Source organism: Streptomyces sp. NPDC053079, assembly GCF_044546695.1.
In the GTDB taxonomy this organism is placed as follows: domain Bacteria; phylum Actinomycetota; class Actinomycetes; order Streptomycetales; family Streptomycetaceae; genus Streptomyces.
In genome coordinates this window covers 39,523-64,635 of record NZ_JBITZJ010000002.1, presented here as the reverse complement: position 1 = coordinate 64,635, position 25,113 = coordinate 39,523, and the positions used below count along the sequence as shown (strand labels likewise).

Here is a 25,113-nt window from a genome sequence, read left to right as displayed (position 1 = left end):
GGCGTCAGGCAAGAGCCGGAGGTTCCGTCGCCGCGCCCGGCAACCGGACGCACGCCACCGCGCCGCCGCCCTCGGCCGCGTGCACGGCCACCTCGCCGCCCGCCTGCTGGACGGTCTGGGCGACGATCGACAGGCCCAGGCCGCTCCCGGGCAGGCTGCGGGCGGTCGGCGAGCGCCAGAAACGGTCGAACACATGCGGAAGTTCATCGGCCGGGATGCCCGGTCCGTGATCGCGTACGGTCAGCTCGCCCTTCACCAGACGGACCTCGATCACACCACCCGGCGGGCTGAATTTCACGGCATTGTCGAGCAGGTTCACCACGGCCCGTTCCAGCGCGGCAGGCTCGGCCCGTACGTACCACTTGTCGATCTCCGCATCGATCGACAGACCGGCCCCGGCGGCCCTCAGCCGTGCCCGGCCCACCGCCCGTTCGACCGCCTCGTGCAGCGCGACCACCTGCAGCGGGCCGCCCGCGCCCGGACCGTCGGGGCGCGAGAGCTCCTGCAGATCGCCGATCAGCGCGGCCAGCTCCGCCATCTGCGCCCGGACGCTCGCCAGCAGCTCCTTGCGGTCCTCCGGCGGGATCGCCCGGCCCGTTTCCTCGCTGCGCACCAGCAGGTCGATGTTGGTGCGCAACGACGTCAGCGGGGTGCGCAGCTCGTGTCCCGCGTCCGCGATGAGCTGCTGCTGACGGTCGCGGGACGAGGCGAGGGCGGCCGTCATGGAGTTGAACGAGCTCGAGAGGCGGGCGATCTCGTCGTCGCCCTCCACGGGGATGCGCACCGCCAGGTCCTCGGTCCGGGCGATGTGCTCCACCGCGCCCGTGAGCCGGTCCACCGGCCGCAGCGCCGCCCGTGCGATCCACAGGCCGGCCGTCGCCGCGCCCAGCACTCCCACCCCGGCGGTGATCACGAGCACCAGCGCCAGGGCGTTGAGCGGTTTGTCGATCTCGCTCACCGGCTGGGCGATGGAGACGGCCGTGTTCGGCAGCCGCTCGCTGCGGTAGGTCGCGACGCGCATCTCCTGCCCGTCCGTGGCCCGGCTGTCGTGCAGCACCACGTCGTCCACGCGCCCCGTCGCGACCGCCAGGTCGTCCTCGGTCACCCGGATCGCGGCCTTGCCCGGCGTCGTGCAGACCAGGCCGCCGGCCGTGACGACCTGGATGGTGTACGAGCCGGGGGCCGGCGGCAGCCCGGAGGGGTTGGTGCCGCAGGTCTGGACGAGCCCCTGGACGGACCTGTCGTCGACGCGCTGACTGGTGAGGGTCGTGTCCCGCTGGTGGCTCAGCTGCTGCTTGGTGACCAGCCAGCACGCCCCCGCCGCGAGCGCCACGGCCACCGCGACGGCCGCCGCCGTCAGCAGCGCCAGCCGCGAGCGCAGCGGCAGCCGGCGGAATCTGGTGATCACTCGGCGCCGCCCTCGGCCCGTAGGACGTACCCCACGCCGCGCACCGTGTGCACCAGCCTGGGCTCGCCGCCCGCCTCGGTCTTGCGGCGCAGGTACATCACGTAGACGTCCAGCGAGTTGGACGAAGGCTCGAATTCAAACCCCCATACGGACTTCAGGATCTGTTCCCTCGTCAGCACCTGCCTCGGGTGCGCCATGAACAGCTCCAGCAGCGTGAACTCCGTGCGCGTCAGCTCCACCCGGCGGCCGCCGCGCGTCACCTCGCGCGTCGCGAGGTCCATGCGCAGGTCGGCGTAGGACAGGGCCTGGGTGTCGGAGGGGGCCTCGGTGGCCGCCGTCGCGTAGGAGCTGCGTCGCAGCAGTGCGCGGATGCGGGCCAGCAGCTCGTCCAGCTCGAAGGGCTTGACCAGATAGTCGTCGGCACCGGCGTCGAGGCCGGTCACCCGGTCCCCCACGGTGTCGCGGGCGGTCAGCATCAGGATCGGTACGGTCACGCCGGAGGCGCGCAGCCGCCGGGCGGCGGTGAGGCCGTCCATGCGCGGCATCAGTACGTCGAGCACGATCAGCTCCGGGTCGTACGCCGCGACCTTCTCCACGGCGTCCAGGCCGTCGACGGCCAGCTCCGTGCCGTAGCCCTCGAAGACGAGGCTGCGGCGCAGCGCCTCGCGGACGGCGGGCTCGTCGTCCACGATCAGGATGCGGGCGGGCTGGTCGCCGTGCTCGGCGGGGCTCATCTGCTTACCTCACGGGTGTACATCGGTGACGGCGGACGTTCTCAGCCTCGCACGCCCTCCCGTGCGCCGGGCTCAGCTGCCACTGCCGCCGCCCGCGCGCAGCTTGGCCAGGTCGGCCTTGACCGTGTTGACCGGGATGGCGAAGCCGAGGCCGATGCTGCCCGCCGAGTCGGCCGCGCCCGCCGAACCGGCCGGCTTCATGGCCGAGTTGATGCCGATGATCTCGCCGCTCATGTTGATGAGCGCGCCGCCGGAGTTGCCGGGGTTGAGGGAGGCGTCGGTCTGGATGGCCTTGTACGTGGTCTTGGACGAGCCCGTGTCGCCGTTGTACTGGTTGCCGCCGAACTCGAACGGCCACTGCGGTACGCCGCGCTCCTGCTGGGCGCGGCCCTGCTCCTTGGAGACGGTGACGTCGCGGTTGAGGGCGGAGACGATGCCGCTGGTGACGGTGCCGGTCAGGCCCTCGGGCGAGCCGATGGCGACGACCTGGTCGCCGACCCGCACCTTGCCGGAGTCGCCGAGGGTGGCGGCCTTCAGGCCCTTGGCGTCCTGGATCTTGATGAGGGCGAGGTCCTTGTCGGGGTCCGTGCCGATGACCTTGGCGGTCTTGGTGGTGCCGTTGCTGAGGATGACGCGGACGGTGTCGGCGCCGGCGACGACGTGGTTGTTGGTGATCACTTCGCCGTCGCCGGTGACGATCACGCCGGAACCGGTGGACTGGCCGGAGGAGGTGCCTGCCTTGATCTCCACGATGCTGGGGCTGACCGCGCTCGCCACCGCCGCGACGCCGGTGCCCTTGGCGGAGGCGTTCTGGACGGGGGTGGACTGGCTGGTGCCGTGCGATCCGCCGGCCAGCTCGCCGACGACCGCCGCGGCGCCGCCGCCGGCGACGGCCGCCACGAGGGCGACGGCGGCGAGCAGCGCCACCGGGCGCTTGGCCCGGGGCCGGCCCTCGGCCCGGTGCCCGGGGGCCGGCGCGGGGGCCGGCGCCTGCGCCTGCTCCTCGAAGTGGGCGTAGGGGCTGTAGGCCGGGCGGGCCGGGTACTGGGGCTCGTTTTCCGTCATGGGTATGACTGTGCTCCGTGCAGATGAGAACAGTCTGAGTACGCACTGAGAAGGGGTGCAGAACCTCGTTCGGTCCGCGTAAAGGCGGGAAGTGTGCCCCGGCCCCGCCCTTTCACCGTTTCTTGTCCTCAAACGCCGGACGGGCTGAAAATCAGCCCGTCCGGCGATTGAGGACAAAGCGGTAAGTCAGCAGCCGCAGGAGCGGCGGACCACCAGTCTCGACGGGAACTGCTTCAGCCGCTCCCGCCGCGAGCCGGCGACCCGCAGGCCGTCGTCCAGGACGAGATCCACCGCGGAGCGGGCCATGGCCTGGCGGTCGGAGGCGACGGTCGTCAGGGGCGGGTCCGTGAGGGCCGCCTCCTTCACGTCGTCGAAGGCGGCCACGGCCAGCTCGCCGGGCACGTCGATGCGCAGCTCGCGGGCGGCCCGCAGGACGCCGATGGCCTGGTCGTCGGTGGCGCACATCAGGGCCGGCGGCCGGTCGGGGCCGGCGAGCAGCTCGAGGGCGACCTTGTACGCGTCGTAGCGGTTGTACGGGGCCTGGAAGAGCCGGCCCTCGAGGGACTTGCCGGCCTCGCGCATCGCGCGGCGCCAGCCCTCCACGTGGTCGGTGACGGGGTCGCCCACGGTGGGCGTGACCTCCGTGCCGCCGAGGCAGGCCACGTAGGGGTGGCCGTGCTCCAGGAGGTGGCGGGTGGCGAGCTGGGCGCCGCCGATGTCGTCCGTGACGACGGCCACGTCGTCTATGGCGTCGGGCCTGCGGTGCATCAGGACGATGCGGGCGTCCCAGGCGTCGATCTCCATGGCCGCGGTCTCGCTGGGGCCCTGGCTGATCAGGATCAGGCCGGAGACCCGCATGCCCAAGAAGGCCCGAAGGTAGTGCACTTCGCGCTCGTCGAGATAGTCGGAGTTCCCGACGAGGACCATCTTCCCGCGCTCGGCCGCCGCCTGCTCGACCGCGTGCGCCATCTCCGCGAAGAAGGGCTGGCGCGCGTCCGGGACGATCAGGCCTATGAGGTCCGTCCGTCGTGACGCCATCGCCTGGGCGACCCGGTCCGGCCGGTACCCCAGCTCCTTGATCGCGGCCAGCACTCGCTCCCGCGTCGCCGGTGCCACCGGGCGCGGTCCATTGTTGATGACGTAGCTGACGACCGCGGTCGACGTCCCCGCAAGCCTCGCCACATCGTCCCGCGTCACCTTGGCCACGCGCGGCAGTCTACGCGGGTCCACCTACCGTTTCACCGGGCGAACGGTCTCGGTTTCGACAGTCCGCGGCTGCTCCTTCCGCGCCGGGCGGCCCTGCTTCGCGCTCGGCTCGGCCGTCTCCTTGGGCTTGGCCTCCTCCGCGGGGCGCTCGGTCTTCTCCGGCAGCACGAAGCGGTACCCGACATTGCGGACCGTGCCGATGAGGGACTCGTGCTCGGGGCCGAGCTTGGCGCGCAGCCGTCGTACGTGGACGTCCACGGTGCGCGTACCGCCGAAGTAGTCGTAGCCCCAGACCTCCTGCAGCAGCTGCGCCCGGGTGAAGACGCGGCCGGGGTGCTGGGCGAGGTACTTCAGGAGCTCGAATTCCTTGAAGGTCAGGTCGAGGACCCGGCCCTTGAGCTTGGCGCTGTAGGTCGCCTCGTCCACGGAGAGGTCGCCGGTGCGGATCTCCATGGGGCTGTCGTCCATGGAGATCTGCTGGCGGCCCATGGCCAGCCGCAGCCGGGCCTCGACCTCGGCCGGGCCCGCGGTGTCCAGGAGCACGTCGTCGACGCCCCAGTCGGCGGTGACGGCGGCCAGGCCGCCCTCGGTGACGACGAGGATCAGCGGACAGCCGGGGCCGGTGGAGCGCAGGAGCTGGCACAGGCTGCGTACGTGGGGCAGGTCACGGCGGCCGTCGATCAGTATGACGTCGGCGCCGGGGGTGTCCACGAGGGCCGGGCCCTCCGCGGGGGCCACCCGGACGCTGTGCAGCAGCAGGCCGAGCGCGGGCAGCACCTCGGTCGACGGCTGGAGGGCATTGGTCAGGAGCAGCAAGGAGCTCATCGGCCGCCTCCCGCCTCGGTCGTCGTGCGCCGTGTCCGGCTCTTGCTCTTGTCTCGTGCGCTTCGCTCGCCCATTGCGTCGGTTCCTCCTCGGTCCCTGCGAGGACGGTGGGGCACTGCTCGTCGTCCGAATGCACAAAAGGACCCGGGGGCTACTCTGCCCGGATCCTCTCTGCCCAGCAGAATAACCCAGATGACTTTCGGAGGGACGGACGATTTTGCACGAGCTTGTGTTTCGTCGATCACTTCGAGTGGTCATCGCACTGTGCTCTTGACACGGGACCGCGTGCGGGCGGATGCGGCGTGAGCACCCCTTCGGGTCCAGTCTGCCGCGCCGCACACGGCCCCGGCCCCGCACGCGCATGGGCCATACGGTGCAGCACGAGGGGCGCACCGGGGCACGCGCCGGAGCACGCGCCGGTACGCCCCCGGGCGCCCGTACCGTTCCGCTAGACCTCTTCCACCGCCACCGGCTGGGCGAACTGCGCCGCGTACAGCCGGGCGTACGCGCCGTCCGCGGCCAGCAGCGACTCGTGGGTGCCCTGCTCCACGATGCGGCCGGATTCCATCACCAGGATCACGTCCGCGTCGCGGATCGTGGAGAGCCGGTGCGCGATGACGAAGCTCGTGCGGCCCGTGCGCAGCTGGGCCATCGCCTGCTGTATGAGCACCTCGGTGCGGGTGTCGACGGAGCTCGTGGCCTCGTCGAGCACCAGGATCTCCGGCTCGGCCAGGAACGCCCGGGCGATGGTGATCAGCTGCTTCTCGCCGACGCTGACGTTGGAGCCCTCCTCGTCGATGACGGTGTCGTAGCCGTCGGGGAGGGTGCGCACGAAGCGGTCCACGTGGGTGGCCTTCGCCGCTTGGACGATCTTGTCCATCGAGGTGCCCTCGGGCGCCCCGTAGGCGATGTTGTCCGCGATGGTGCCGCCGAAGAGCCAGGTGTCCTGGAGCACCATGCCGATGTGGGAGCGCAGGTCCTCGCGGCGCATGGCCGCGATGTCGACGCCGTCGAGCGTGATGCGGCCGCCGGCCACCTCGTAGAACCGCATCAGCAGATTGACCAGCGTGGTCTTGCCCGCGCCGGTGGGGCCGACGATGGCGACGGTCTGTCCCGGCCGCACGGTCAGGGACAGGTCCTCGATGAGGGGCTTGTCCGGTTCGTAGCGGAAGGAGACCTTCTCGAAGGACACCTGGCCGCTCACATGGCCGGGCCGCGGTGCCTCCTCGGCGTCCGGGGACTGCTCCTCGGCGTCCAGCAGCTCGAAGACGCGCTCGGCGGAGGCGACGCCGGACTGGACCAGGTTGGCCATGGAGGCCACCTGGGTGAGCGGCTGGCTGAACTGGCGCGAGTACTGCACGAAGGCCTGCACGTCACCGATCGACAGCGAGCCGCTCGCCACGCGCAGACCGCCGACGACGGCGACGAGCACGTAGTTGAGGTTGCCGATGAACATCATCGCGGGCTGGATCAGACCGGATATGAACTGGGCCTTGAAGCCCGCGGTGTACAGCTCCTCGTTCTCCTTGCGGAAGGTCTCGGCGGACTCCTTCTGCCGGCCGAAGACCTTCACCAGGGAGTGGCCGGTGTACATCTCCTCGATGTGGCCGTTGAGCTTTCCGGTGGACTTCCACTGGGCGACGAACTGCGGCTGTGCGCGCTTGCCGACCTTGGCGGCGACCATGATCGACACCGGCACGGTGATCAGCGCGACCAGCGCCAGCAGCCAGGAGATCCAGAACATCACGGCCAGCACGCCGACGATCGTCAGGACCGAGGCCATGATCTGACTCAGCGTCTGCTGCAGCGTCTGCGCGATGTTGTCGATGTCGTTGGTGGCGCGGGAGAGGACCTCGCCGCGCTGCTGCTTGTCGAAGTAGCTCAGCGGCAGCCGCCCGAGCTTCTCCTCGACCTCCTCGCGCAGCCGGAAGACGGCCCGCTGGACGACGTTCGTGGCGATGCGGGCCTGGATGAACGCGAACAGCGAGGCGCCGACGTAGATCAGCAGCACCCACAGCAGCACCGTGCCGACCGCGTCGAAGTCGATCCCCTGCCCGGGGGTGAAGTCGACGCCGCTCAGCACGTCGGCGATGCGGCCGTCGCCCTGCGCCCGCAGGTGTTCGAGGGCCTCGGCCTTCGACGTGCCGGGCCGCATCCGGTGGCCCACGACGCCGGCGAAGATCAGGTCGGTGGCGTGGCCGAGGATCTTCGGGCCGATGACGGTCAGCGCGACGCTGACGACGCCGAGGGCCAGCGCCACGGTGATGACGGCCCGCTCCGGGCGCAGCTGGGCCAGCAGCCTGCGGCTGGAGCGGCCGAAGTCCATGGACTTCTCGGTGGGCTGTCCGCCCATGAAGCGTCCGATGCCGGCCGCCGGCGCCGGGCCTCTGCGCGTGGCGCCCCGGCCTTCGCCGGGACCGGCGCCCTCGGCCGCTGCGGTGCCGGCAGCGGGGCTGCCGGGTTTGTCGGGGGACGTCACGCCGCCTCCTCCTCGGTGAGCTGGGAGAGGACGATCTCCCGGTACGTCTCGTTCGCCCCCATCAATTCGGTGTGGGTACCCGTACCGACGACCCGGCCCTCGTCCAGGACCACGATGCGGTCGGCGTCGCGGATGGTCGACACCCGCTGCGCGACGATCAGGACCGTCGCGTCGCCGGTCTCCCGGGCGAGGGCGGCCCGCAGTCGGGCGTCGGTGGCGTAGTCGAGCGCGGAGAAGGAGTCGTCGAAGAGATAGATCTCCGGCTTGCGGACCAGAGCGCGGGCGATCGCCAGGCGCTGGCGCTGACCGCCCGAGACGTTGGACCCGCCCTGGGCCACCGGTGCCTCGAGCCGCCCGTCCATCGCCTCGACGAAGTCGCGGGCCTGCGCGGTCTCCAGCGCCTGCCACAGCTCCTCGTCACTCGCGTCGGGGCGCCCGTAGCGCAGGTTGGAGGCCACGGTGCCGCTGAAGAGGTACGGCTTCTGCGGTACGAGCCCCACGGCCTCGGCCATGACGACCGGGTCCAGGTCCCTTACGTCCACGCCGTCGACGAGGACCGCGCCGGCGGTGGCGTCGAACAGGCGCGGGATCAGGCCCAGCAGGGTCGACTTGCCGCTGCCCGTGGAGCCGATGACGGCCGTGACCTCGCCGGGCCGGGCGACGAGCGAGACGTCCTTGAGGACGGGCTCCTCGGCGCCCGGGTAGCCGAAGGCGACACCGCGCAGCTCCAGATGGCCGCGCCCGCGCAGCTCGGTGACCGGCGCGGCCGGCGGCACCACGCTGGAGTCGGTGGTCAGGACCTCCTGGATGCGCTCCGCGCAGACCTCGGCGCGCGGCACCATCATGAACATGAAGGTGGCCATCATGATGGCCATCAGGATCTGCATGAGGTAGCTGAGGAACGCCGTCAGGGCGCCGATCTGCATGCCTCCGTCGTCGATGCGGTGGGCGCCGAACCACACGACGGCGATCGAGGAGAGGTTCACGACCAGCATCACGGACGGGAACATCAGCGACATCAGCCGCCCGGCCCGCAGCGAGACGTCCATCAAGTCGTCGTTGGCGCCCGTGAATCGTTTCCGCTCGTGGGTGTCGCGGACGAAGGCGCGGATGACGCGGATGCCGGTGATCTGCTCGCGCAGCACCCGGTTGACGGTGTCGATGCGCTCCTGCACTCCCCGGAACAGCGGCCGCATCCGCCAGATGATCAGCGACACGATGAGTGCCAGCGCCGGGACGATCACCAGCAGCAGCGCGGAGAGCGGGACGTCCTGGTTGAGCGCCATCACGATGCCGCCGACGCACATGATGGGCGCGGACACCATGAGCGTGAAGGTCATCAGGGCCAGCATCTGGACCTGCTGGACGTCGTTGGTGGTGCGGGTGATCAGCGAGGGTGCGCCGAAGTGCCCCATCTCGCGCGCCGAGAAGGACTGCACCCGGTCGAAGACCGCGCCCCTCAGGTCGCGGCCGACCGCCATGGCCGTGCGGGCGCCGTAGTACACGGCGCCGACGGCGCACACGACCTGGGCGAGGGTCACGGCGAGCATCAGCCCGCCGGTCTGGAGGATGTAGCCGGTGTCGCCCTTGACGACGCCTTTGTCGATGATGTCCGCGTTGAGCGTGGGCAGGTAGAGCGTCGCGAGCGTCTGCACCAGTTGCAGCAGCACGACTGTCGCGATGGCCCCCGAGTAGGGCCGCAAATGGACCCGGAGAAGTCGTACCAACACAAAGGCAGCCTATGCGAGCAGCCCTCCACACGGCCCCTCCTTTACCGGCTGGGGACCGTGACCCGTCCGGCACCCGTCATCATGGAGGGCGGCAATAAGCCGGAATGAACGGAACCGAAAAAGAGGGGTCGCCGTGGCGACGACACACCCGGCACGGCCGGCACGGCTGCCGGCGCAGCCGGCGCCGCCGGAACCACCGGCCGGCACGATCCGGTACTGGGCCGCGGCCAAGGCCGCCGCCGGTACGGCCGAAGAGCCGTACGCGGCACGGACGCTCGCGGACGCGCTGGACGCGGCACGGTGGCGGCACGAGGACGAGCCGGAGTTCGCGCGGGTGCTCTCGCGCTGCTCCTTCCTCGTGGACGGCGACCCCGTCGGCACGCGCGACCACTCGACGGTCCAACTGGCCGAGGGCGGCACGGTCGAGGTGCTCCCGCCCTTCGCAGGAGGGTGACCCCGCCAGCATGAGCGATCAGTATCACCACAATTCGTACGATCCGCACCGGCCCTATGAGCCCTACGGGCCATACGAGCCTCGTACCGACCACCAGGAGCAGACGGGACAGCCGGCGTACGACTACCCGTACGACTCCCAGGCCCCGGCGCAGCAGCACCAGCCGCAGACGCCCGCCGCCTGGCCCCAGCACGACTGGCCGGAGCAGGACGGGCCGGTCACCCAGACCTGGCAGACCCAGACCTGGGACGCGCAGAGCTGGCAGCAGCAGGCGCCCGCCCCGGCTCCTGCCCCGGCCCCGGCCGCCGAGCCGGCGTACGAGTCGCCGTGGCCCGTCGGCGGTGCCGCCGGTGCCGCGGCCTGGGCCCAGGAGCGGCCGTCGGCGTACGAGGCGCAGACGACGCCCGCGCCCGCGGCGCACGTGTCCCTGGCGGACGCCTACGCTCCGGCCGCGGCGGCGCACCCCGAGCCGGAGGCGGAGCCGGAGCGGCCGATGACCGCCGCCGAGAAGGCCAGGGCCGAGGGCCGGCCGCAGATCCTTTCCCCGGGGCTCCAACCGGCGCTGATCACGTCCTTCCTCGCCGTACTGCTGGCCGTCACGGCACCGCTGGCGCGGCCCGCGCTGGCCGTGCCGCTGGTGCTGCTGCAGGCGGTGACGGCGGCCGGCTGGTTCCGGCTGAACGGCATGTGGCCGGCCCGGCAGGGCATCGCGCTGGCGTTCCTCGGCGGCGTGGTCGCCGACATCGGCCTGCTGGCCACGGACACGACGAAGGCGCCGACCGTCCTGCTCGGCACGCTGGGCGTATGGATTCTGCTGGTCGTCGTGCTCCAGCTGCGCAGCCACGCCTCGCCCGACGAGCGGCTGTACGGGCTGACCGCCGCGACCGCCTCGGCCGCCCTGGCGGTCATGGCGGGCGGTCATCTGGCGGCGGACTCCGACGCGGTCGTCGTCGGCTCGATCGGCGTGGCCGCGGCCGTCCTGGCGCGCGCCCTGCCGCTGCCGTCCGTCGTCTCCCCCGTCGTCGCGCTGATCGCGGCCGCGGGCGCGGGCGTGGCGGCCGGCCGGCTGACCGACATGGGCGCGTCGGCCGCGCTGCTGGGCCTGGCGGCCGGCGTCTGCGCGCTGATCGGCCTGCGGGTGGCGAGCTACGACTACCCGTCGCGGTTCGTGCACATGACGGCGGGCGTGGCCCTGCCGCTGACGATCGCCGCACCGGCGGTGTACGTGCTGGGACGGGCGCTGGGATAGCCCTCACGTGCCGGACGGGCTGCGAATGCGGCCCGTCCGGCGTTTGAGGACCGGTGGTTACAGACCGGTGACGTACACGACCCCGCATTCACCCGAACGCTCCGGTTAGGCTCACGGGACAGCCTGACCGAGAGTGGGGATCGACAGCCGATGCGTGCGATACGAACGATAGTGATCGTCGCCGTGGTCCTGGCCGGCCTCTTCGTGGCCGCCGACCGTGCCGCCGTCTACTTCGCCGAGAACCAGGCCGCCGAGAAGATCCGCAGCAGCCAGGGCCTCTCCGGCACCCCCGACGTCTCGATCAAGGGCTTCCCCTTCCTGACCCAGGTCGCGGCCTCCGAGCTCGAGCAGGTCGACGTCAAGCTCGACGGCATCACCGCGGGCACCGGCGACCGCTCGGTGAAGGTCAGCGGCTTCGACGCCCAGCTGCACAACGTCCGTATCGACAGCAGCTTCTCCTCCGCCGTCGCGGGCCGCGCCACGGGCACCGCCCACCTGTCGTACGAAGAACTCACCAAGGCCGCCGGCGACCCCGGCGTCTCCGTCGCCTACGGCGGCAAGGACGGTGCCGGCCGCAGCCAGGTGAAGGTCACCGGCAAGGTCACGGTCATGGGCCAGCCCCTGGAGCGCAGCGTGGTCTCCACGGTGAGCGTGGTGGACGGCAACACGGTCCGGGTGCGGGCGGACGAGGTCCCCGCGCAGGGCATCCCCGGCATGGAGCGCAAGGTCCGCGAGAAGACCGACTTCGACCGGCAGATCTCGGGCCTTCCCAAGGGCCTCAAGCTCGACAAGGTCGTCACGACGCCGACCGGCGTCGACATCACCCTGACCGGCACCGACGTCAACCTCGCCGGCTGACCGTCCACGCTGCGAGACGCGGCCGTCCGTACGTCAGTCCGTACGGGCGACCACAGGGCCGCACGGGCCGCGCCGGGCGGATCCGGAACCTCGATTCGGCCAACTGGTCCCATTATTCGAGACATTTCGTCTCACCATTCGGCCGACTGGTGACAGGGCTCCCGGTCCCTCCCTACGATCGCCCCATGAAGCGACAGGCGGATCTCACCAAGCGGCGGGCAGTAGACCTGTGCCGCGTGGCCGCCATGCTCTGTCGCCGTGTCTGACGGGGACCGCTTCCGGCTCCCCTTTCGGCCGTTCAGGCCGCCTCCCCGCACCACCGCCCCCCACTGCGCGGCGCCGCGCACGACTGCCGCGCACCCGCACACGCTGGCGCACATCCGCAACTGCCCCGGAGGAGAACAGCATGAGCCGCAGTGACGTCCTGGTGGACGCCGACTGGGTACAGGCCCGCATCGACGCAGGCGACCCGAAGACCGTCCTCGTCGAGGTCGACGAGGACACCTCCGCGTACGACAAGAACCACATCAAGACCGCCGTCCGGATCGACTGGAAGTCCGACCTCCAGGACCCGGTCCGCCGCGACTTCGTCGACCAGGCCGGCTTCGAGGAGCTCCTGTCCGGCAAGGGCATCGCCAACGACGACACCGTCGTCCTCTACGGCGGCAACAACAACTGGTTCGCGGCGTACGCCTACTGGTACTTCAAGCTCTACGGCCACCAGGACGTGCGTCTCCTCGACGGCGGCCGCAAGAAGTGGGAGCTGGACTCCCGCGACCTGGTCGCCGAGGTGCCGCAGCGCGCCCGCACCACGTACACGGCCAAGCCGCAGGACGCCTCGATCCGCGCCTTCCGCGACGACGTCGTGGCCGCCATCGGTTCGCTGAACCTGATCGACGTGCGCTCCCCCGACGAGTTCAGCGGCAAGCTGCTCGCCCCGGCGCACCTGCCGCAGGAGCAGTCGCAGCGCCCCGGCCACGTGCCGAGCGCGCGCAACATCCCCTGGTCGAAGTCGGCCAACGACGACGGCACGTTCAAGTCCGACGACGAGCTCAAGGAGCTCTACGAGGGCGCGGGCGTGGACCTCGCCAAGGACACCATCGCCTACTGCCGCATCGGCGAGCGCTCCGCGCACACCTGGTTCGTGCTGCACGAACTGCTCGGCCAGCACAACGTGCGCAACTACGACGGTTCCTGGACCGAGTACGGCTCGCTCGTGGGCGTGCCGATCGAGCTCGGCGCCAACTGACCTCCCGACCCACCGCAAGAAGAAGGATCACCCATGTGTGGAGCAAAGGCCGGCGGTCCCGACGCCTCGACCGCCAAGCCCGGTGAGACGACCATCCAGGGTTCGGTGACCCGCGACGGCGAGCCCGTCGCCGGTTACGTGCGGCTGCTGGACAGCACCGGCGAGTTCACCGCCGAGGTGCCCACGTCCGCGACCGGACAGTTCCGCTTCTACGCCGCCGAGGGCACCTGGACGCTGCGGGCGCTCGTGCCGGGCGGCAGCGCCGACCGCACGGTCGTGGCGCAGAAGGGCGCGCTGGCGGACATCGCCATCGCCGTCTGAGGCGACGCGTCGGACACGAGAACGGCCGGAGGGCCGTACCCCTGGGTTGGACGCCTGGATGGTGGGGTGCGGCCCTTCGCGCTACCCGTGGCGCGGTCGTACGGTGAAGGTGTGTACGCGCGGCGACGCCACCTGTACTTCGCCATGATGGGCACCTGCATCGGCATGTTCGTCCTGGCGTGGTCCGTGGTGCGCCTGTGGTCGGTGCCGGCGGCGGTCGGCATGTGCCTGTTCGCCATGGTCATCCCCCCGGTCGCGGCCGTCGTGGCCAACCGCCGCGGCCCGGACGACCGCTGGTGGGACGACCCGTCGGGCGACCCGAAGTCGGACGAGTGGTGGGACGAGCTGGACGGCAAGCGCCGCCCGGGGTCGTGGGAGGAGCACTAGCCCCGGACCACGGGCCCCCAGGTCACGCGATCAGTAGACGAGCGCCTGCGCGTCGTCGGCCATGGCCTCGCTGACGAAGACCTGCGCCCCGGCGATGCGCGCGCCCTCGATCAGGTCCTTCTCCTCGATGTCGCGGCGGGCGGCGCACTGTGTGCAGACCGTGATCATTCCGCCTGCGGCCCTGATCCCGTCGATGAGGTCCGGCAGCGGTGCCGCGTGCGGCAGCTCGAACTCCGCCGCCCTCCCCGGCAGCGCGAACCACGACGACTCGCCGGTCAGCCACAGCGAGACCTCCACGCCGCTGGCCGCCGCGACGGCCGCCACCGTGAACGCCTGCGAGCACCGCTCGGGCGCGTCGGCGCCCGCCGTCACCTTGATCACGAGCTTCTTCGCCATGCGGCCACTCTAGGTCCACGGCGTCCCGCGCGGCCGGACACCCGGCCACGATCCACCTCACAGCGCCTCCGCCGGGACGGCCGACTAGACTCGTCCACGGTCCGTACAACCCTCACTCCGACCGAGGAGCGCGCTCGTGCTTGAGGCAGTCTTCACCACCCTGCTCGTCCTGGTCGCCGTAGGCGTTCTCGCCTTCGCGGGCCTGACCTGGAAGAAGCTGTACCAGGGCCAGCGCTGACCCCCCTGTCCGCACCCCCTACAGATCGCCTGAGCTCATGATCGAGATTCCGTCCGACCTCCACCGTGACCTGGTGCCCCTGGTCTTCCTCCTCGGCAAGTGGGAGGGCGCGGGCGTCGCCGACTTCCCCGGCGCCGAGAAGTGCAACTTCGGGCAGGAAGTCACCTTCTCGCACGACGGCCGCGACTTCCTCGAGTACACCTCGCACACCTGGGTGCTCGACAGCGAGGGCAAGATGGTCCGCCCGCTGGAGACCGAGAGCGGCTACTGGCGCATCGACGCGGACCGCAAGGTCGAGATCGTCATGACGCGCGACTCGGGTGTCGCCGAGGTCTGGTACGGCGAGCTGGCCGACAAGAAGCCGCAGATCGACCTCGCCACGGACGCCGTCGCCCGCACCGGGGCCTCCGGCCCCTACACCGGCGGCAAGCGCCTGTACGGCTACGTCAAGGGCGACCTGATGTGGGTCGGCGAGAAGGCCACCCCCGAGGTGCCGCTGCGCCCGTACATGTCCGCGCACCTGAAGAAGGTCGCCACGCAGCAGAGCCTGCAGGAGTGGGCCGAGAGCCTGCCCGAGGACATGCCGGACGGCGTCTCCTTCTTCCGCGAGGACGGCACGCCCTACCAGCCGTAATCACCACCCGAGCGCCCCGCGGGGGAAGTCCGGTCGAAGTCCGGCGCTGACCCGCAACGGTAGGCGGAAGGGCCCCTCGGGGCCCCTTCCGCGAGCCCGATCGCCCGCGGCGCGCGGATCCCTGCACAACTCGCCGTGGACTGCGAGGGGACACCCCGGCGGAGCCCGCCGCGGGCCGCTCCTCAGTACGTACGGAAGCGGCCCGAGGCGAAGGGCACACCGCCCGTGGCGATCGACCCCCTGGCCATGGCCGCGAAGACGCCGGGCCCGCCCGGCGGCGTCGCGCCACCGCCCCGCAGGCTCCCCCTGCCGCCGCTCATGGCAGGGCTCGTCCTCGCCCTCCTCGCCTCGCTGCTGTGCTGCGTGGCCCTCGGCTCGGCCGGCATCGGCTGGGGCGAAACGCTGCGCTACCTGCGGGCCGGGCTGACCGGCGCGAGCATCGCACCGGACGAGGTCTCCGCGTACACGATCGTCTGGGAGCTGCGCTTCCCGCGCGCCCTGCTGGCCGCCGTCGTCGGCGCGGGGCTCTCCGCCATCGGCGTGGGCGCCCAGGCCATGGTGCGCAACGCCCTCGCCGACCCCTTCACCCTCGGCATCTCCTCCGGCGCCGCCGTCGGCGCCAACGCCGTCATGCTCTTCGGCGCGTTCGCCTCGCTGGGCGTGTGGGCGCTCTCCGGCGCCGCCTTCGTCTCCGCGCTCGCCGCCATGGCCCTGGTCTACGCGGCGGCGCGCACCGCCCACGGACTGACCCCGCTGCGCCTGGTGCTGACCGGAAGCGCCATGTACTACGGCTTCTCCGCCATCACCACGCTCATGGTCTTCAGCGCCGACCGGGGCGAGGCCGCCCGCTCGGCGATGATGTGGCTGCTCGGCAGCCTCGGCGGCGCCACCTGGTCGTCCCTGCCCATCGCCGCCGCCGTCGTCCTGGCCGGGATCGGCGCGCTGCTGTGGTCCGCGCGCAGCCTCAACGCCCTCGCCATGGGCGACGAGACCGCCGCCTCGCTCGGCGTGGACGCCGAACGGCTGCGCCGGGTGCTGTTCGTCGTCACCGCCGCCGTCACCGGGGCCGTCGTCGCCGTCAGCGGCGCGATCGGTTTCGTGGGGCTGATGGTCCCGCACATCACCCGCATGATCGTGGGCGCCGACCACCGCCGGGTGCTGGCCGTGGCCCCGCTGCTGGGCGCGGTGCTGCTGCTGTGGGTGGACGTCGTCTCCCGGCTGCTGCTGGCACCGGTGGAGCTGCCGGTCGGCGTCATCACGGCGCTCATCGGCGTGCCGTGCTTCGTGCTGCTGATGCGGCGGCGCGGCTACACCTTCGGGGGTTCGTGATGCGTGTCGACATCGAGGGCCTGGCGGTCGACATCGCGGGCACACGGCTCGTCGAGGACATCGCGCTGCGGGCCGGCAGCGGACAGTTCGTGGGGCTGGTCGGCCCCAACGGCAGCGGCAAGTCCACGCTGCTGCGCTGCGCCTACCGCGCGCTGCGGCCGGCCGCCGGGCGGGTGCTGCTGGACGGCGACGACCTGCACGCCCTCGGCGCCCGCGAGGGCGCCCGCAGGCTGGCCGCGCTGCCGCAGGAGTCGGCGAGCGAGTTCGACTTCACCGTCTTCGAGGTCGTGGCGATGGGCAGGCTGCCGCACCAGAGTGCCGCCGGGCGCGCCACGGCGGCCGACACCGAGGTCTGCACGAGCGCCCTGGAGCGGGTGGGCGCGGCCCATCTCGCGGGGCGCGGCTTCCTGACCCTGTCCGGGGGCGAGAAGCAGCGGGTGCTGATCGCGCGGGCACTGGCCCAGCAGCCGAAGGTGCTGGTGCTGGACGAGCCGACGAACCATCTGGACATCGCCCAGCAGCTGGAGGTCCTGGCGCTGGTGCGCTCCTCCGGCCTGACGGTCCTGGCCGCGCTGCACGACCTCAACCTCGCCGCCACCCACTGCGACGTCCTGTACGTCATCGCCGGCGGCCGCATCGTCGCCTCCGGCCCGCCGCACTCCGTGCTGACCGCCGGGCTGCTCGCCGAGGTCTTCGGCGTACGGGCGCACCGTGTGCCGCACCCGGCCTCCGGCGCCCCGCAGCTGCTCTTCGACCGCCTTCCCTAAGGACCCCCATGCGTACCGCGCGTATCTGCCTCGCCCTGCTCGCCGCCGTCACGCTCACCAGCTGCGGCGCGAAGGTTTCGGACGGTTCCGGCGACAAACAGAGCGAGGCGGGCTCGGGCCACTACCCGGTGACCGTCGAGAACTGCGGGGTGAAGACGACGTACGACAAGGCGCCGCAGCGCGTGGTCACCAACGACGTCGGCATCGCCGAGATCATGTTCGCGCTCGGCCTGGAGGACCACATGGCCGGCTATGTGGCCCCCGACTACAAGACCGGCCGGGACGACAAGGGCGAGGCGCCCTGGAAGAGCGGCTACGACAAGGTGAAGTGGCTGTCCAAGAAGGAGATCAACAAGGAGCTGGTCCTGGACGCGAAGGCGGACCTCGTCTTCGCGGGCTGGAACTACGGCTTCGGCGAGGGCAACGCCTTCACGCCCGAGGCCCTGAAGAAGCTGGGCGTGGGCTCGTACGTCCTCACCGAGTCCTGCCACAACGGCGGCACCGGCAAGTCCCGCGGGGTCATGCCGCCGCTGGAGGCGCTCTACACCGACCTGGAGACCCTGGGGAAGGTCTTCGACGTGGAGGACCGGGCGCGCACGCTCGTCGAGGGCTTCAAGAAGCGCGTCGCCGACGCCCAGGCCGGCGTCCCGAAGGACGGCAGGGCGCCCCGCGTCTTCCTCTACGACGACGGCCGCGACAAGCCGCTGACGGCGGGCACGTTCGCGGGGCCGCACGACATCATCACCAAGGCCGGCGGCGACCACGTGATGAAGGACCTCAAGGACTCGTGGGTGACCGTCGGCTGGGAGACCGTCGTCGAGCGCGACCCCGAGGTCATCGTCATCAACAACTACGGGAACGTGAGCGCGGAGGAGAAGAAGAAGTTCCTCATGTCCTACCCGCCGCTCGCGAACGTCTCGGCCATCAAGAACGACCGCGTCTTCGTCCTCGACTACGTCGACCTCGTCGAGAGCCCCCGCAACCCCGCGGCCGTCGCCGCCCTGGCCGACTATCTGAAGGGGGTACGCAACGGCTGACGCTGCCTAGACTGGGAGCGTGGTGGACACCGACTGGCAGAGCGACCTCCGTAAGCGCGGCTACCGGCTGACCCCGCAGCGCCAGCTCGTGCTGGAGGCGGTCGACCGTCTCGAGCACGCGACTCCGGACGACATCCTCACCGAGGTCCGCAAGACCGCGGGCGGGGTGAACATCTCGACGGTCTACCGGACGCTGGAGCTGCTGGAGGAGCTGGGCCTGGTCAGCCATGCCCACCTCGGGCACGGCGCGCCCACGTACCACCTGGCGGACCGGCACCACCACATACACCTGGTCTGCCGGGACTGCACGGAGGTCATCGAGGCCGACCTGTCGGTGGCCGCGGACTTCACGGCGAAGCTGCGCGAGGACTTCGGGTTCGAGACCGACATGAAGCACTTCGCGATCTTCGGCCGGTGCGCACAGTGCTCCGCGAAGCCTTCCTCGAAGGCTGCGGATACCGCCCCTTAGGCTTGCCTCATGGAGCGTCATTCGAAGAGCCCGCTGCTGTCGCTGCCCGGAGCCGTCCCCGCCGAGGGCCCGGACGAAGGCGTCGCCGCGCACTACGGCGACCCCTTCCGCGAGCAGCGCGCGCTCGCCGACGGGACCGGATTCGTGGACCTCTCGCACCGCGGGGTCGTCACCGTCACCGGGCCCGACCGGCTGAGCTGGCTGCACCTGCTGCTCACCCAGCACGTGAGCGACCTCCCGCCCGGCCGGGCCACCCAGGCGCTGATCCTCTCCCCGCACGGCCACATCGAGCACGCGCTGTATCTGGTGGACGACGGAGAGACGACCTGGGCCCATGTCGAGCCCGGCACCCAGGACGCGCTGATCGCGTACCTGGAGAGCATGAAGTTCTTCTACAAGGTCGAGGTCGCCGACCGCAGCGCCGACATCGCGGTCGTGCACCTGCCCGCGGGCTCGATCGCCGAGGCGCCCGAGGGCGTCACGGTGCGCGAGACGCCGTACGGGCGGGACCTGTTCCTGCCGCGCGAACAGCTGACGGACTTCGCGGCCGCGCACGGCCCGGCCGCGGGCGCCCTGGCCTACGAGGCGCTGCGCGTGGAGGGCCACCGGCCACGGCTCGGCCTGGAGACCGACCACCGCACCATCCCCCACGAGCTGGGCCTGATCGGGGAGGCGGTCCACCTCCAGAAGGGCTGCTACCGCGGCCAGGAGACCGTCGCCCGCGTCCACAACCTGGGCAAGCCCCCGCGCCGCCTGGTCTTCCTGCACCTGGACGGCAGCGAGGTGCACCTGCCGGGCCACGGCGCCCCCGTGCGGCTGGCCTCCGACGGCCCGGAGGGCCGTCAGCTGGGCTTCGTCACGACCTCGGCCCGCCACCACGAGCTGGGGCCGATCGCCCTCGCCCTGGTGAAGCGCAACGTACCGGTGGACGCGCCGCTGCTGGTCGGGGAGGGCACGGCGGCCTCGCAGGAGACCGTCGTCGAGCCGTAGAGCCTCTCTCAGACCTCGAGCAGCACCGTGAACGGGCCGTCGTTCGTGAGCGAGACCTTCATGTCCGCTCCGAAGCGGCCCGTCTCCACGTGCGCGCCCAGCGCCCGCAGCTGCGCGACGACCTCGTCCACGAGCGGCTCCGCCACGGGGCCCGGAGCAGCCGCGTTCCACGTGGGGCGGCGCCCCTTGCGGGCGTCACCGTAGAGAGTGAACTGGGAGATCACCAGCAGCGGTGCGCCCACGTCGCTGCAGGACTTCTCGTCCTGCAGCACCCGCAGGGACCACAGCTTGCGGGCCAGCTGCGCCGAGCGCTCCGGTGTGTCCTCGTGCGTCACGCCGACGAGCACGCACAGGCCCTCGCCGACGATCTCTCCGACGACCCGGCCGTCCACGGCGACGCTCGCGCCGTTCACCCTCTGCACCACTGCACGCATACGGACCATGATGCCCTGCGGCCATAAGGGTCCGTTCGGGTGGAGAGACCCTGCGCCCGGGGCGCACCGAATGGCACGATGCGTGCAGGCGGTGCCTTATGCGGGCAAGGGGAACGTGATCCGGCCGCACACCGCCCGAGGGGACGGAACCGCATGACCACACCCACCGAGGATGGCCCCATGCTCACTGCGGCCGACCGCGCGGCCACGGAGCTGAAGGGCCTCAAGAAGTTGAAGGACCTCAAGGCAGTGGACAGCTTGCACGCCAGACCCCCGAGCCAGCGCTCCGGGCGAACGGCGGACGTCCCCGGGCGGCGGCTGAACGAGCTGCGCCTGGCGGAGCTGCGGGTGCTGCGCCGGGACGCACAGCGGGACGAGGCCGACCTCAGCTATGTGCGGCGGCTGCTGCAGGGCCGCATCGACATCCTGCGGGCCGAGCTGGCGCGCCGGGCGGCCCCGGGCTCGCCGGTGGTGGAGCGGCTGCTGGTGGAGCGGCTGTCGGAGATCCTCGCGGACGGCCCGTCCGCGCACCGCTCGTCCGCCCGTCATGTGACGGTGGGGACGCCGCACAGCGAGGAGTACCGGCGGCTGGCCGAGGACATGCTCTCGGAGGTCGAGCTGTCGGATCTGGGCGCCCGGACGGACCGGGAGCTGCGCGAGGGCATGGGACGCCTGGAGGCGCACGAGCGGCAGGTGTCCCTGCGGCGCACGGGACTGCAGCACACGGCCGACGATTGCAGCGCGGAAATCGCACGCAGGTACCGTGAAGGGGAAGCACAAGTAGACGACCTCCTCTCGTAATCGCCCCGCAGGGCGCCGGAGGGGTCCTCGCACCACCCCCCGGAAGGCCGACGATGACCTCCTCGACCCTTGCATCGCCCGCGAACGCGGCTCCCGCCGGCATACCGGGCGTGTCCCCCGTCCTCGCCGAGGTCGTGCGCTCGGGCTTCGTCGAGGGCCGGCACCGCGGCTCGCTGGTGGTCCTGGCGGCCGACGGCAGCGTGGAGTACGCGCTCGGCGACCCGGACGCCCCGGTCTACCCCCGCTCGGCCAACAAGCCGATGCAGGCGGCCGCGATACTGCGGGCCGGGCTGGAACTGTCCGGCGAGCGGCTGGCACTGGCCGCCGCCAGCCACTCCGGAGAATCGTTCCACCTCGATCTCGTCCGCACGATGCTCGCCGAGTTCGGCATCCCCGAGGACGGCCTGCAGACCCCGCCGGACCTGCCCCTGGACCCGGTCGAGGCGGAGTCCTACCTGGCCTCCGGCCAGGTCCGCGACAAGGTCACCATGAACTGCTCCGGCAAGCACGCCGCGATGATCGCCGTGTGTGTCGCCAACGGCTGGCCGGTGGAGAGCTACCTCGCCCCCGAGCACCCGCTGCAGCAGCTGGTGCTGCGGACCGTGGAGGAGGCGAGCGGCGAGTCCGTGGCCCACGTCGGCACGGACGGCTGCGGGGCGCCCCTGATGGCGCTGACGCTGACCGGTCTCGCCCGGGCCTTCCGCAGCTTCGTGCTGGCCGAGCCGGGGACGCCCGAGCGCAGGGTGGCCGACGCGATGCGCGCCCACCCCGAGTACGTCGCGGGCACCCGCCGCCCGGACACCTGGCTGATGCGCGCGATACCGGGCGCGCTGTCGAAGATGGGCGCCGAGGCGGTGCAGGCGGTGGCCCTGCCGGACGGCCGCGCCCTCGCCTTCAAGATCGACGACGGTGCCCTGCGCGCCCTGGGCCCGGTGCTGGCGCGCGCCCTGGAACTGCTGGGCGTCGACTCCCCCGTCGTCGCCCGCATCGCCGACGAGCCGCTGCTGGGCGGCGGGCGGCGGGTCGGGGAGATCCGCGTCGCGTTCTGAGCAAGCCGTGTGATGTACCGCTGACGCTCGTAAGGATCCGATAGCGGCCACAAATCGCATGCGTGCGCCCGGGCAGGGCCCCTAGCGTGCTCGTATGAGCCTCGAGGTGCGTACGATCGGCGACCCCGACCTGCCCGACTGGATCCGAGCCATGCACACCGGCTTCCTACGGCCTCCCACCGTGGCCAAGGAAGAGATAGAGACCCGGCGCTCGGGCATGGACCTCGAGCGCGTACAGGGGGCGTTCGACGCGGAACAGTGCGTCGGCACGTTCCGCAGCTTCCCGCAGCGCATCACCGTGCCCGGCGGGGCGGCGGTCCCCGCGAGCGCGGTCTCCAACGTCACCGTCTCGGCCACCCACCGCCGGCGCGGCCTGCTCAGCCGCATGATGGAGCACGACCTGCGGGCCGCCCGGGACCGTGGCGAGGTGGCCGCCACGCTCCTGGCGTCCGAGTGGCTCATCTACGGCCGGTACGGGTTCGGGCCGGCCGCCTGGGTCTCCGAGTGGGAGGTCGACGTGGCCCGCGCCGGCCTGGACAAGCGCTACGCGGGCCCGGCGGACGGTGGCCGCGTCGACTTCGTGGACGCCGGGACCGTGCGGCGGCTCGGCCCCGCCCTGCACGAGCGGCTGCGGGCCGTCCGCCACGGCGTCGTCGACCGCACCGAGCGCTGGTGGCGGCTGGCCACGGGCGACATCCCCCAGCCCGGCATGCCCGCGTGGACGGAGCCCTACTACGCCCTCTACCGCTCCCCCGAGGGCAGCGTCGACGGGCTGGTGACCTACACCTGCGACGAGGTGTGGGACGGCAAGCGGCCGCAGAACACCGCCACGGTGCACGGCCTGATAGCGGTCTCGACGGAGGCCGAACGCGCCCTGTGGCACTTCCTGTTGTCCGTCGACTGGGTCACCAAGGTCACCTCCGGCTTCCGCGCGCCCGACGACATCCTGCCGCTGCTGCTGCCCGACCCGCGCGCCGCCAAGCTCACCCTGCACTCCGACTACCTGTGGCTGCGCCCCCTCGACGTGCCGGCCCTGCTGGAGGCCCGTACGTACGCCTGCCCCGGCTCCCTCGTACTGGACGTCACCGACCCAGGGGGCCACGCCGGCGGGCGCTTCCTGCTGGAGGCGGACCCCGGCGGCACGAGCTGCACGCCCTCGAAGCGGCCGGCCGAACTCTCCCTGGGCGTCGCCGAACTGGCCGCCCTCTACCTCGGCGACGAGTCGGCGGTGCGGCTCGCGGCCCTGGGCCGGCTCGACGAGGAGCGCACCGGCGCCGCACAGCGCGCGGAACTCATGCTGCGCACGGCGCGCCGGCCCTGGTGCCCCGACCACTTCTGAGGCGCGGCGGTACGGGCTCTTCCCGGCCTCACAGATCCACGCTTGACCTCAAGCGCGGTTGAGGTAAGAGGCTTCTTCTCAACGGCCCCGCGGTCAACAGCCCGGGGGCCTCCCCATTGCCTTGCCACCCTTGCCGAGGAGAGCCCGTCATGTCCGAGTCCCCGTACCGCCTCGCCGTCGTCGTCGCCTCCACCCGCGAGGGCCGCTTCGGCCCCACCGTCGCCAAGTGGCTCGCCGAACAGACCGCGCAGCGCGACGACATCGACGTCGACGTCATCGACCTGGCCCACCACCCGCTGCCGGTGAACCTCAGCAGCGAGCCCGGCCCGCAGGAGTCGGCCGCCCTCGCCACCGTGACCCCGCGGCTGGCGGAGGCGGACGCCTTCATCGTCATCACCCCCGAGTACAACCACAGTTACCCGGCCTCCGTGAAGAACCTCATCGACTGGCACTACACCCAGTGGCAGGCCAAGCCGGTGGCCTTCATCTCCTACGGCGGGCTCTCCGGCGGCCTGCGCGCGGTCGAGCACCTGCGCCCGGTCTTCGCCGAGCTGCACGCCGTCACCATTCGCGAGACCGTCAGCTTCCACAGCCCCTGGGGCAAGCTGGACGAGTCCGGCCGCCACCTGGACGAGGAGGCGGGCATCTCCGCCGCCGGCGCCGCCAAGGCGATGCTCGACCAGCTCGGCTGGTGGGCCAAGTCCCTGCGCGAGGCGCGCGCGGCCCGCCCGTACGGCAAGTGACACGTTTACCGTGGGGGCATGAACAAACAGCCGCCGTCGTACGAGTGTGGACTGGACGCCGCCGTCGACGTCATCGACGGCAAGTGGAAAGTGCTCATCCTGTGGGCACTGCACGAGCGTCCTCGCCGCTTCGGTGAGACGCGGCGGCTGCTGCCGGGCATCAGCGAGAAGGTGCTGGCCCAGCAGCTGAGGGAGTTGGAGGCGGACGGCATCGTGCACCGCGAGGTGTTCGACGTGGTGCCGCCCAAGGTGGAGTACTCCCTCACCGAGGACGGCCACGACCTCCACCGGGCCCTGGCGCCGCTCGGCGCCTGGGGCGGCCGCCGCCTCGCCCGCCTGCGGGCGGCGAGCGCGTAGCGTCAGGGCGCCGCGGGCGGCGTCCAGGCGACCACGAGGTCGAGCAGTCCGGGGAAGCGGGCTTCGAGGTCGTCGATGCGGACGTGGCTGCGCCGTTCGAGCCCGTACTGCCGCTGGCGGGTGACGCCGGCCTCGCGCAGGGCCTTGAAGTGGTGGGTGAGCGAGGACTTGGGGCGGTCCAGCCCGAACCACCCGCAGGAATGGTCGAACCGCTCGGACTCCAGCAGGAGTTTCCGCACGATCGTCATGCGCAGCGGATCGCTGAGGGCGCCCATCACGACATCCAGGCGCAGCTCGTCGACGGCCGGCTCCGGCAGGGGCTCGGGCAGGCCCTCGGGCTCGGGCAGAGCCTTGACGACCGTATGCGCACGGGCCGTTGACGTCATCGGGACATCCCCTCCGTCGGGCGGTTCACCAGTCGATTCCTTTGTACGACTCCAATCGTACCGCATGCTATGTTCGACTCGACTCGTACTGGAGCCCGCCGAGGAGAACCCATGCCGTCGACCCTGTCCGCACGCCCGAAAACGGAGCCCGGCCACTCCCTCGCACCCGCACCGGCAGC

General features: G+C 71.6%; 27 protein-coding genes and 1 riboswitch. Of the genes, 17 read left to right on the top strand and 10 right to left on the bottom strand.

All coding sequences use genetic code 11. The annotated features are described in order from the left end of the window. Positions 1-4: 4 nt before the first annotated feature. From ACIGXW_RS07490 to ACIGXW_RS07460, 7 genes are all read right to left on the bottom strand, one after another. Complete coding sequence (locus tag ACIGXW_RS07490; RefSeq protein WP_399570975.1) at positions 5-1,408, bottom strand: ATP-binding protein; 1,404 nt, start codon at positions 1,406-1,408, stop codon at positions 5-7. Next, on the bottom strand, positions 1,405-2,142 hold the full coding sequence (locus tag ACIGXW_RS07485) for a response regulator transcription factor (RefSeq protein WP_399570973.1): 738 nt from the start codon (positions 2,140-2,142) through the stop codon (positions 1,405-1,407). Before ACIGXW_RS07485 ends, ACIGXW_RS07490 begins: the two co-directional genes overlap by 4 nt. A gap of 72 nt (positions 2,143-2,214) precedes the next feature. Further along, complete coding sequence (locus tag ACIGXW_RS07480; RefSeq protein WP_399570971.1) at positions 2,215-3,207, bottom strand: S1C family serine protease; 993 nt, start codon at positions 3,205-3,207, stop codon at positions 2,215-2,217. Positions 3,208-3,393: 186 nt separating this feature from the next. Then, complete coding sequence (locus tag ACIGXW_RS07475; RefSeq protein ID WP_399570967.1) at positions 3,394-4,413, bottom strand: LacI family DNA-binding transcriptional regulator; 1,020 nt, start codon at positions 4,411-4,413, stop codon at positions 3,394-3,396. Between the two features lie 24 nt (positions 4,414-4,437). Then, a complete protein-coding gene (locus tag ACIGXW_RS07470) occupies positions 4,438-5,238 on the bottom strand; it encodes a response regulator transcription factor (RefSeq protein ID WP_399570964.1) in 801 nt (266 codons plus the stop codon). 448 nt (positions 5,239-5,686) lie between these two features. Then, the gene (locus ACIGXW_RS07465) at positions 5,687-7,591 is read right to left on the bottom strand and encodes an ABC transporter ATP-binding protein (RefSeq protein ID WP_399572463.1); all 1,905 of its coding nucleotides are present in this window, start codon (positions 7,589-7,591) and stop codon (positions 5,687-5,689) included. A 122-nt stretch (positions 7,592-7,713) separates the two neighbouring features. Next, positions 7,714-9,447: an ABC transporter ATP-binding protein gene (locus ACIGXW_RS07460; RefSeq protein ID WP_399570961.1), complete on the bottom strand. Its 1,734-nt coding sequence runs from the start codon at positions 9,445-9,447 to the stop codon at positions 7,714-7,716. Between the two features lie 166 nt (positions 9,448-9,613). On the opposite strand from ACIGXW_RS07460, the gene ACIGXW_RS07455 reads away from it, so the two are divergent. The 6 genes from ACIGXW_RS07455 (at position 9,614) to ACIGXW_RS07430 (ending at position 13,965) form a co-directional block, all read left to right on the top strand. Continuing rightward, positions 9,614-9,901: a MoaD/ThiS family protein gene (locus ACIGXW_RS07455; RefSeq protein WP_399572461.1), complete on the top strand. Its 288-nt coding sequence runs from the start codon at positions 9,614-9,616 to the stop codon at positions 9,899-9,901. A 10-nt stretch (positions 9,902-9,911) separates the two neighbouring features. Further along, complete coding sequence (locus ACIGXW_RS07450) at positions 9,912-11,150, top strand: hypothetical protein (RefSeq protein ID WP_399570959.1); 1,239 nt, start codon at positions 9,912-9,914, stop codon at positions 11,148-11,150. A gap of 150 nt (positions 11,151-11,300) precedes the next feature. Further along, positions 11,301-12,008: a DUF2993 domain-containing protein gene (locus tag ACIGXW_RS07445; protein WP_071963673.1), complete on the top strand. Its 708-nt coding sequence runs from the start codon at positions 11,301-11,303 to the stop codon at positions 12,006-12,008. 406 nt (positions 12,009-12,414) lie between these two features. Beyond that, positions 12,415-13,257, top strand: a complete 843-nt coding sequence (locus ACIGXW_RS07440; RefSeq protein WP_360916781.1) for a sulfurtransferase — start codon at positions 12,415-12,417, stop codon at positions 13,255-13,257. Between the two features lie 33 nt (positions 13,258-13,290). Further along, positions 13,291-13,578, top strand: coding sequence for a DUF1416 domain-containing protein (locus ACIGXW_RS07435; protein ID WP_399570956.1), 288 nt, complete (start codon positions 13,291-13,293; stop codon positions 13,576-13,578). Positions 13,579-13,689: 111 nt separating this feature from the next. After that, positions 13,690-13,965 carry a DUF3099 domain-containing protein gene (locus ACIGXW_RS07430; protein WP_071963670.1) on the top strand — a complete coding sequence of 92 codons (276 nt, stop codon included), beginning with the start codon at positions 13,690-13,692 and terminating at the stop codon, positions 13,963-13,965. A 30-nt stretch (positions 13,966-13,995) separates the two neighbouring features. On the opposite strand, the gene ACIGXW_RS07425 is transcribed toward ACIGXW_RS07430, so the two are convergent. Further along, on the bottom strand, positions 13,996-14,361 hold the full coding sequence (locus tag ACIGXW_RS07425) for a DsrE family protein (protein WP_071963669.1): 366 nt from the start codon (positions 14,359-14,361) through the stop codon (positions 13,996-13,998). Positions 14,362-14,636: 275 nt separating this feature from the next. Here ACIGXW_RS07425 and ACIGXW_RS07420 point away from each other — a divergent pair, with 275 nt between their 5' ends. The 6 genes from ACIGXW_RS07420 (at position 14,637) to ACIGXW_RS07395 (ending at position 19,825) form a co-directional block, all read left to right on the top strand. Beyond that, positions 14,637-15,233, top strand: a complete 597-nt coding sequence (locus ACIGXW_RS07420; RefSeq protein ID WP_071963668.1) for an FABP family protein — start codon at positions 14,637-14,639, stop codon at positions 15,231-15,233. A gap of 21 nt (positions 15,234-15,254) precedes the next feature. Further along, a riboswitch (cobalamin riboswitch) is annotated at positions 15,255-15,339 on the top strand. A 140-nt stretch (positions 15,340-15,479) separates the two neighbouring features. Beyond that, complete coding sequence (locus ACIGXW_RS07415; RefSeq protein ID WP_071963674.1) at positions 15,480-16,562, top strand: iron ABC transporter permease; 1,083 nt, start codon at positions 15,480-15,482, stop codon at positions 16,560-16,562. Next, positions 16,562-17,329: an ABC transporter ATP-binding protein gene (locus ACIGXW_RS07410; protein ID WP_399570953.1), complete on the top strand. Its 768-nt coding sequence runs from the start codon at positions 16,562-16,564 to the stop codon at positions 17,327-17,329. The genes ACIGXW_RS07415 and ACIGXW_RS07410 overlap by 1 nt, the downstream gene beginning before the upstream one ends. An 8-nt stretch (positions 17,330-17,337) precedes the next feature. Next, entirely contained in the window at positions 17,338-18,366 is a 1,029-nt protein-coding gene (locus ACIGXW_RS07405; protein WP_399570950.1) for an ABC transporter substrate-binding protein, read from the top strand. Between the two features lie 19 nt (positions 18,367-18,385). Continuing rightward, the gene (locus ACIGXW_RS07400) at positions 18,386-18,835 is read left to right on the top strand and encodes a transcriptional repressor (protein WP_071963665.1); all 450 of its coding nucleotides are present in this window, start codon (positions 18,386-18,388) and stop codon (positions 18,833-18,835) included. 9 nt (positions 18,836-18,844) lie between these two features. Beyond that, the gene (locus tag ACIGXW_RS07395) at positions 18,845-19,825 is read left to right on the top strand and encodes a glycine cleavage T C-terminal barrel domain-containing protein (protein WP_071963664.1); all 981 of its coding nucleotides are present in this window, start codon (positions 18,845-18,847) and stop codon (positions 19,823-19,825) included. Between the two features lie 8 nt (positions 19,826-19,833). On the opposite strand, the gene dtd is transcribed toward ACIGXW_RS07395, so the two are convergent. Then, on the bottom strand, positions 19,834-20,259 hold the full coding sequence (dtd, locus tag ACIGXW_RS07390; RefSeq protein WP_071963663.1) for a D-aminoacyl-tRNA deacylase: 426 nt from the start codon (positions 20,257-20,259) through the stop codon (positions 19,834-19,836). 153 nt (positions 20,260-20,412) lie between these two features. On the opposite strand from dtd, the gene ACIGXW_RS07385 reads away from it, so the two are divergent. The 5 genes from ACIGXW_RS07385 (at position 20,413) to ACIGXW_RS07365 (ending at position 24,548) form a co-directional block, all read left to right on the top strand. After that, positions 20,413-21,060, top strand: a complete 648-nt coding sequence (locus ACIGXW_RS07385) for an AmfC protein (protein WP_399570947.1) — start codon at positions 20,413-20,415, stop codon at positions 21,058-21,060. A 53-nt stretch (positions 21,061-21,113) separates the two neighbouring features. Next, a complete protein-coding gene (locus ACIGXW_RS07380) occupies positions 21,114-22,109 on the top strand; it encodes an asparaginase (protein WP_399570944.1) in 996 nt (331 codons plus the stop codon). A 94-nt stretch (positions 22,110-22,203) separates the two neighbouring features. Next, positions 22,204-23,448, top strand: coding sequence for a GNAT family N-acetyltransferase (locus ACIGXW_RS07375; RefSeq protein WP_399570941.1), 1,245 nt, complete (start codon positions 22,204-22,206; stop codon positions 23,446-23,448). Between the two features lie 149 nt (positions 23,449-23,597). Beyond that, positions 23,598-24,191, top strand: a complete 594-nt coding sequence (locus ACIGXW_RS07370) for an NADPH-dependent FMN reductase (RefSeq protein ID WP_399570939.1) — start codon at positions 23,598-23,600, stop codon at positions 24,189-24,191. 18 nt (positions 24,192-24,209) lie between these two features. Further along, positions 24,210-24,548, top strand: a complete 339-nt coding sequence (locus ACIGXW_RS07365; RefSeq protein ID WP_399570936.1) for a winged helix-turn-helix transcriptional regulator — start codon at positions 24,210-24,212, stop codon at positions 24,546-24,548. Between the two features lie 2 nt (positions 24,549-24,550). On the opposite strand, the gene ACIGXW_RS07360 is transcribed toward ACIGXW_RS07365, so the two are convergent. Continuing rightward, complete coding sequence (locus ACIGXW_RS07360) at positions 24,551-24,934, bottom strand: helix-turn-helix transcriptional regulator (RefSeq protein ID WP_071963658.1); 384 nt, start codon at positions 24,932-24,934, stop codon at positions 24,551-24,553. Positions 24,935-25,113: the final 179 nt, after the last annotated feature.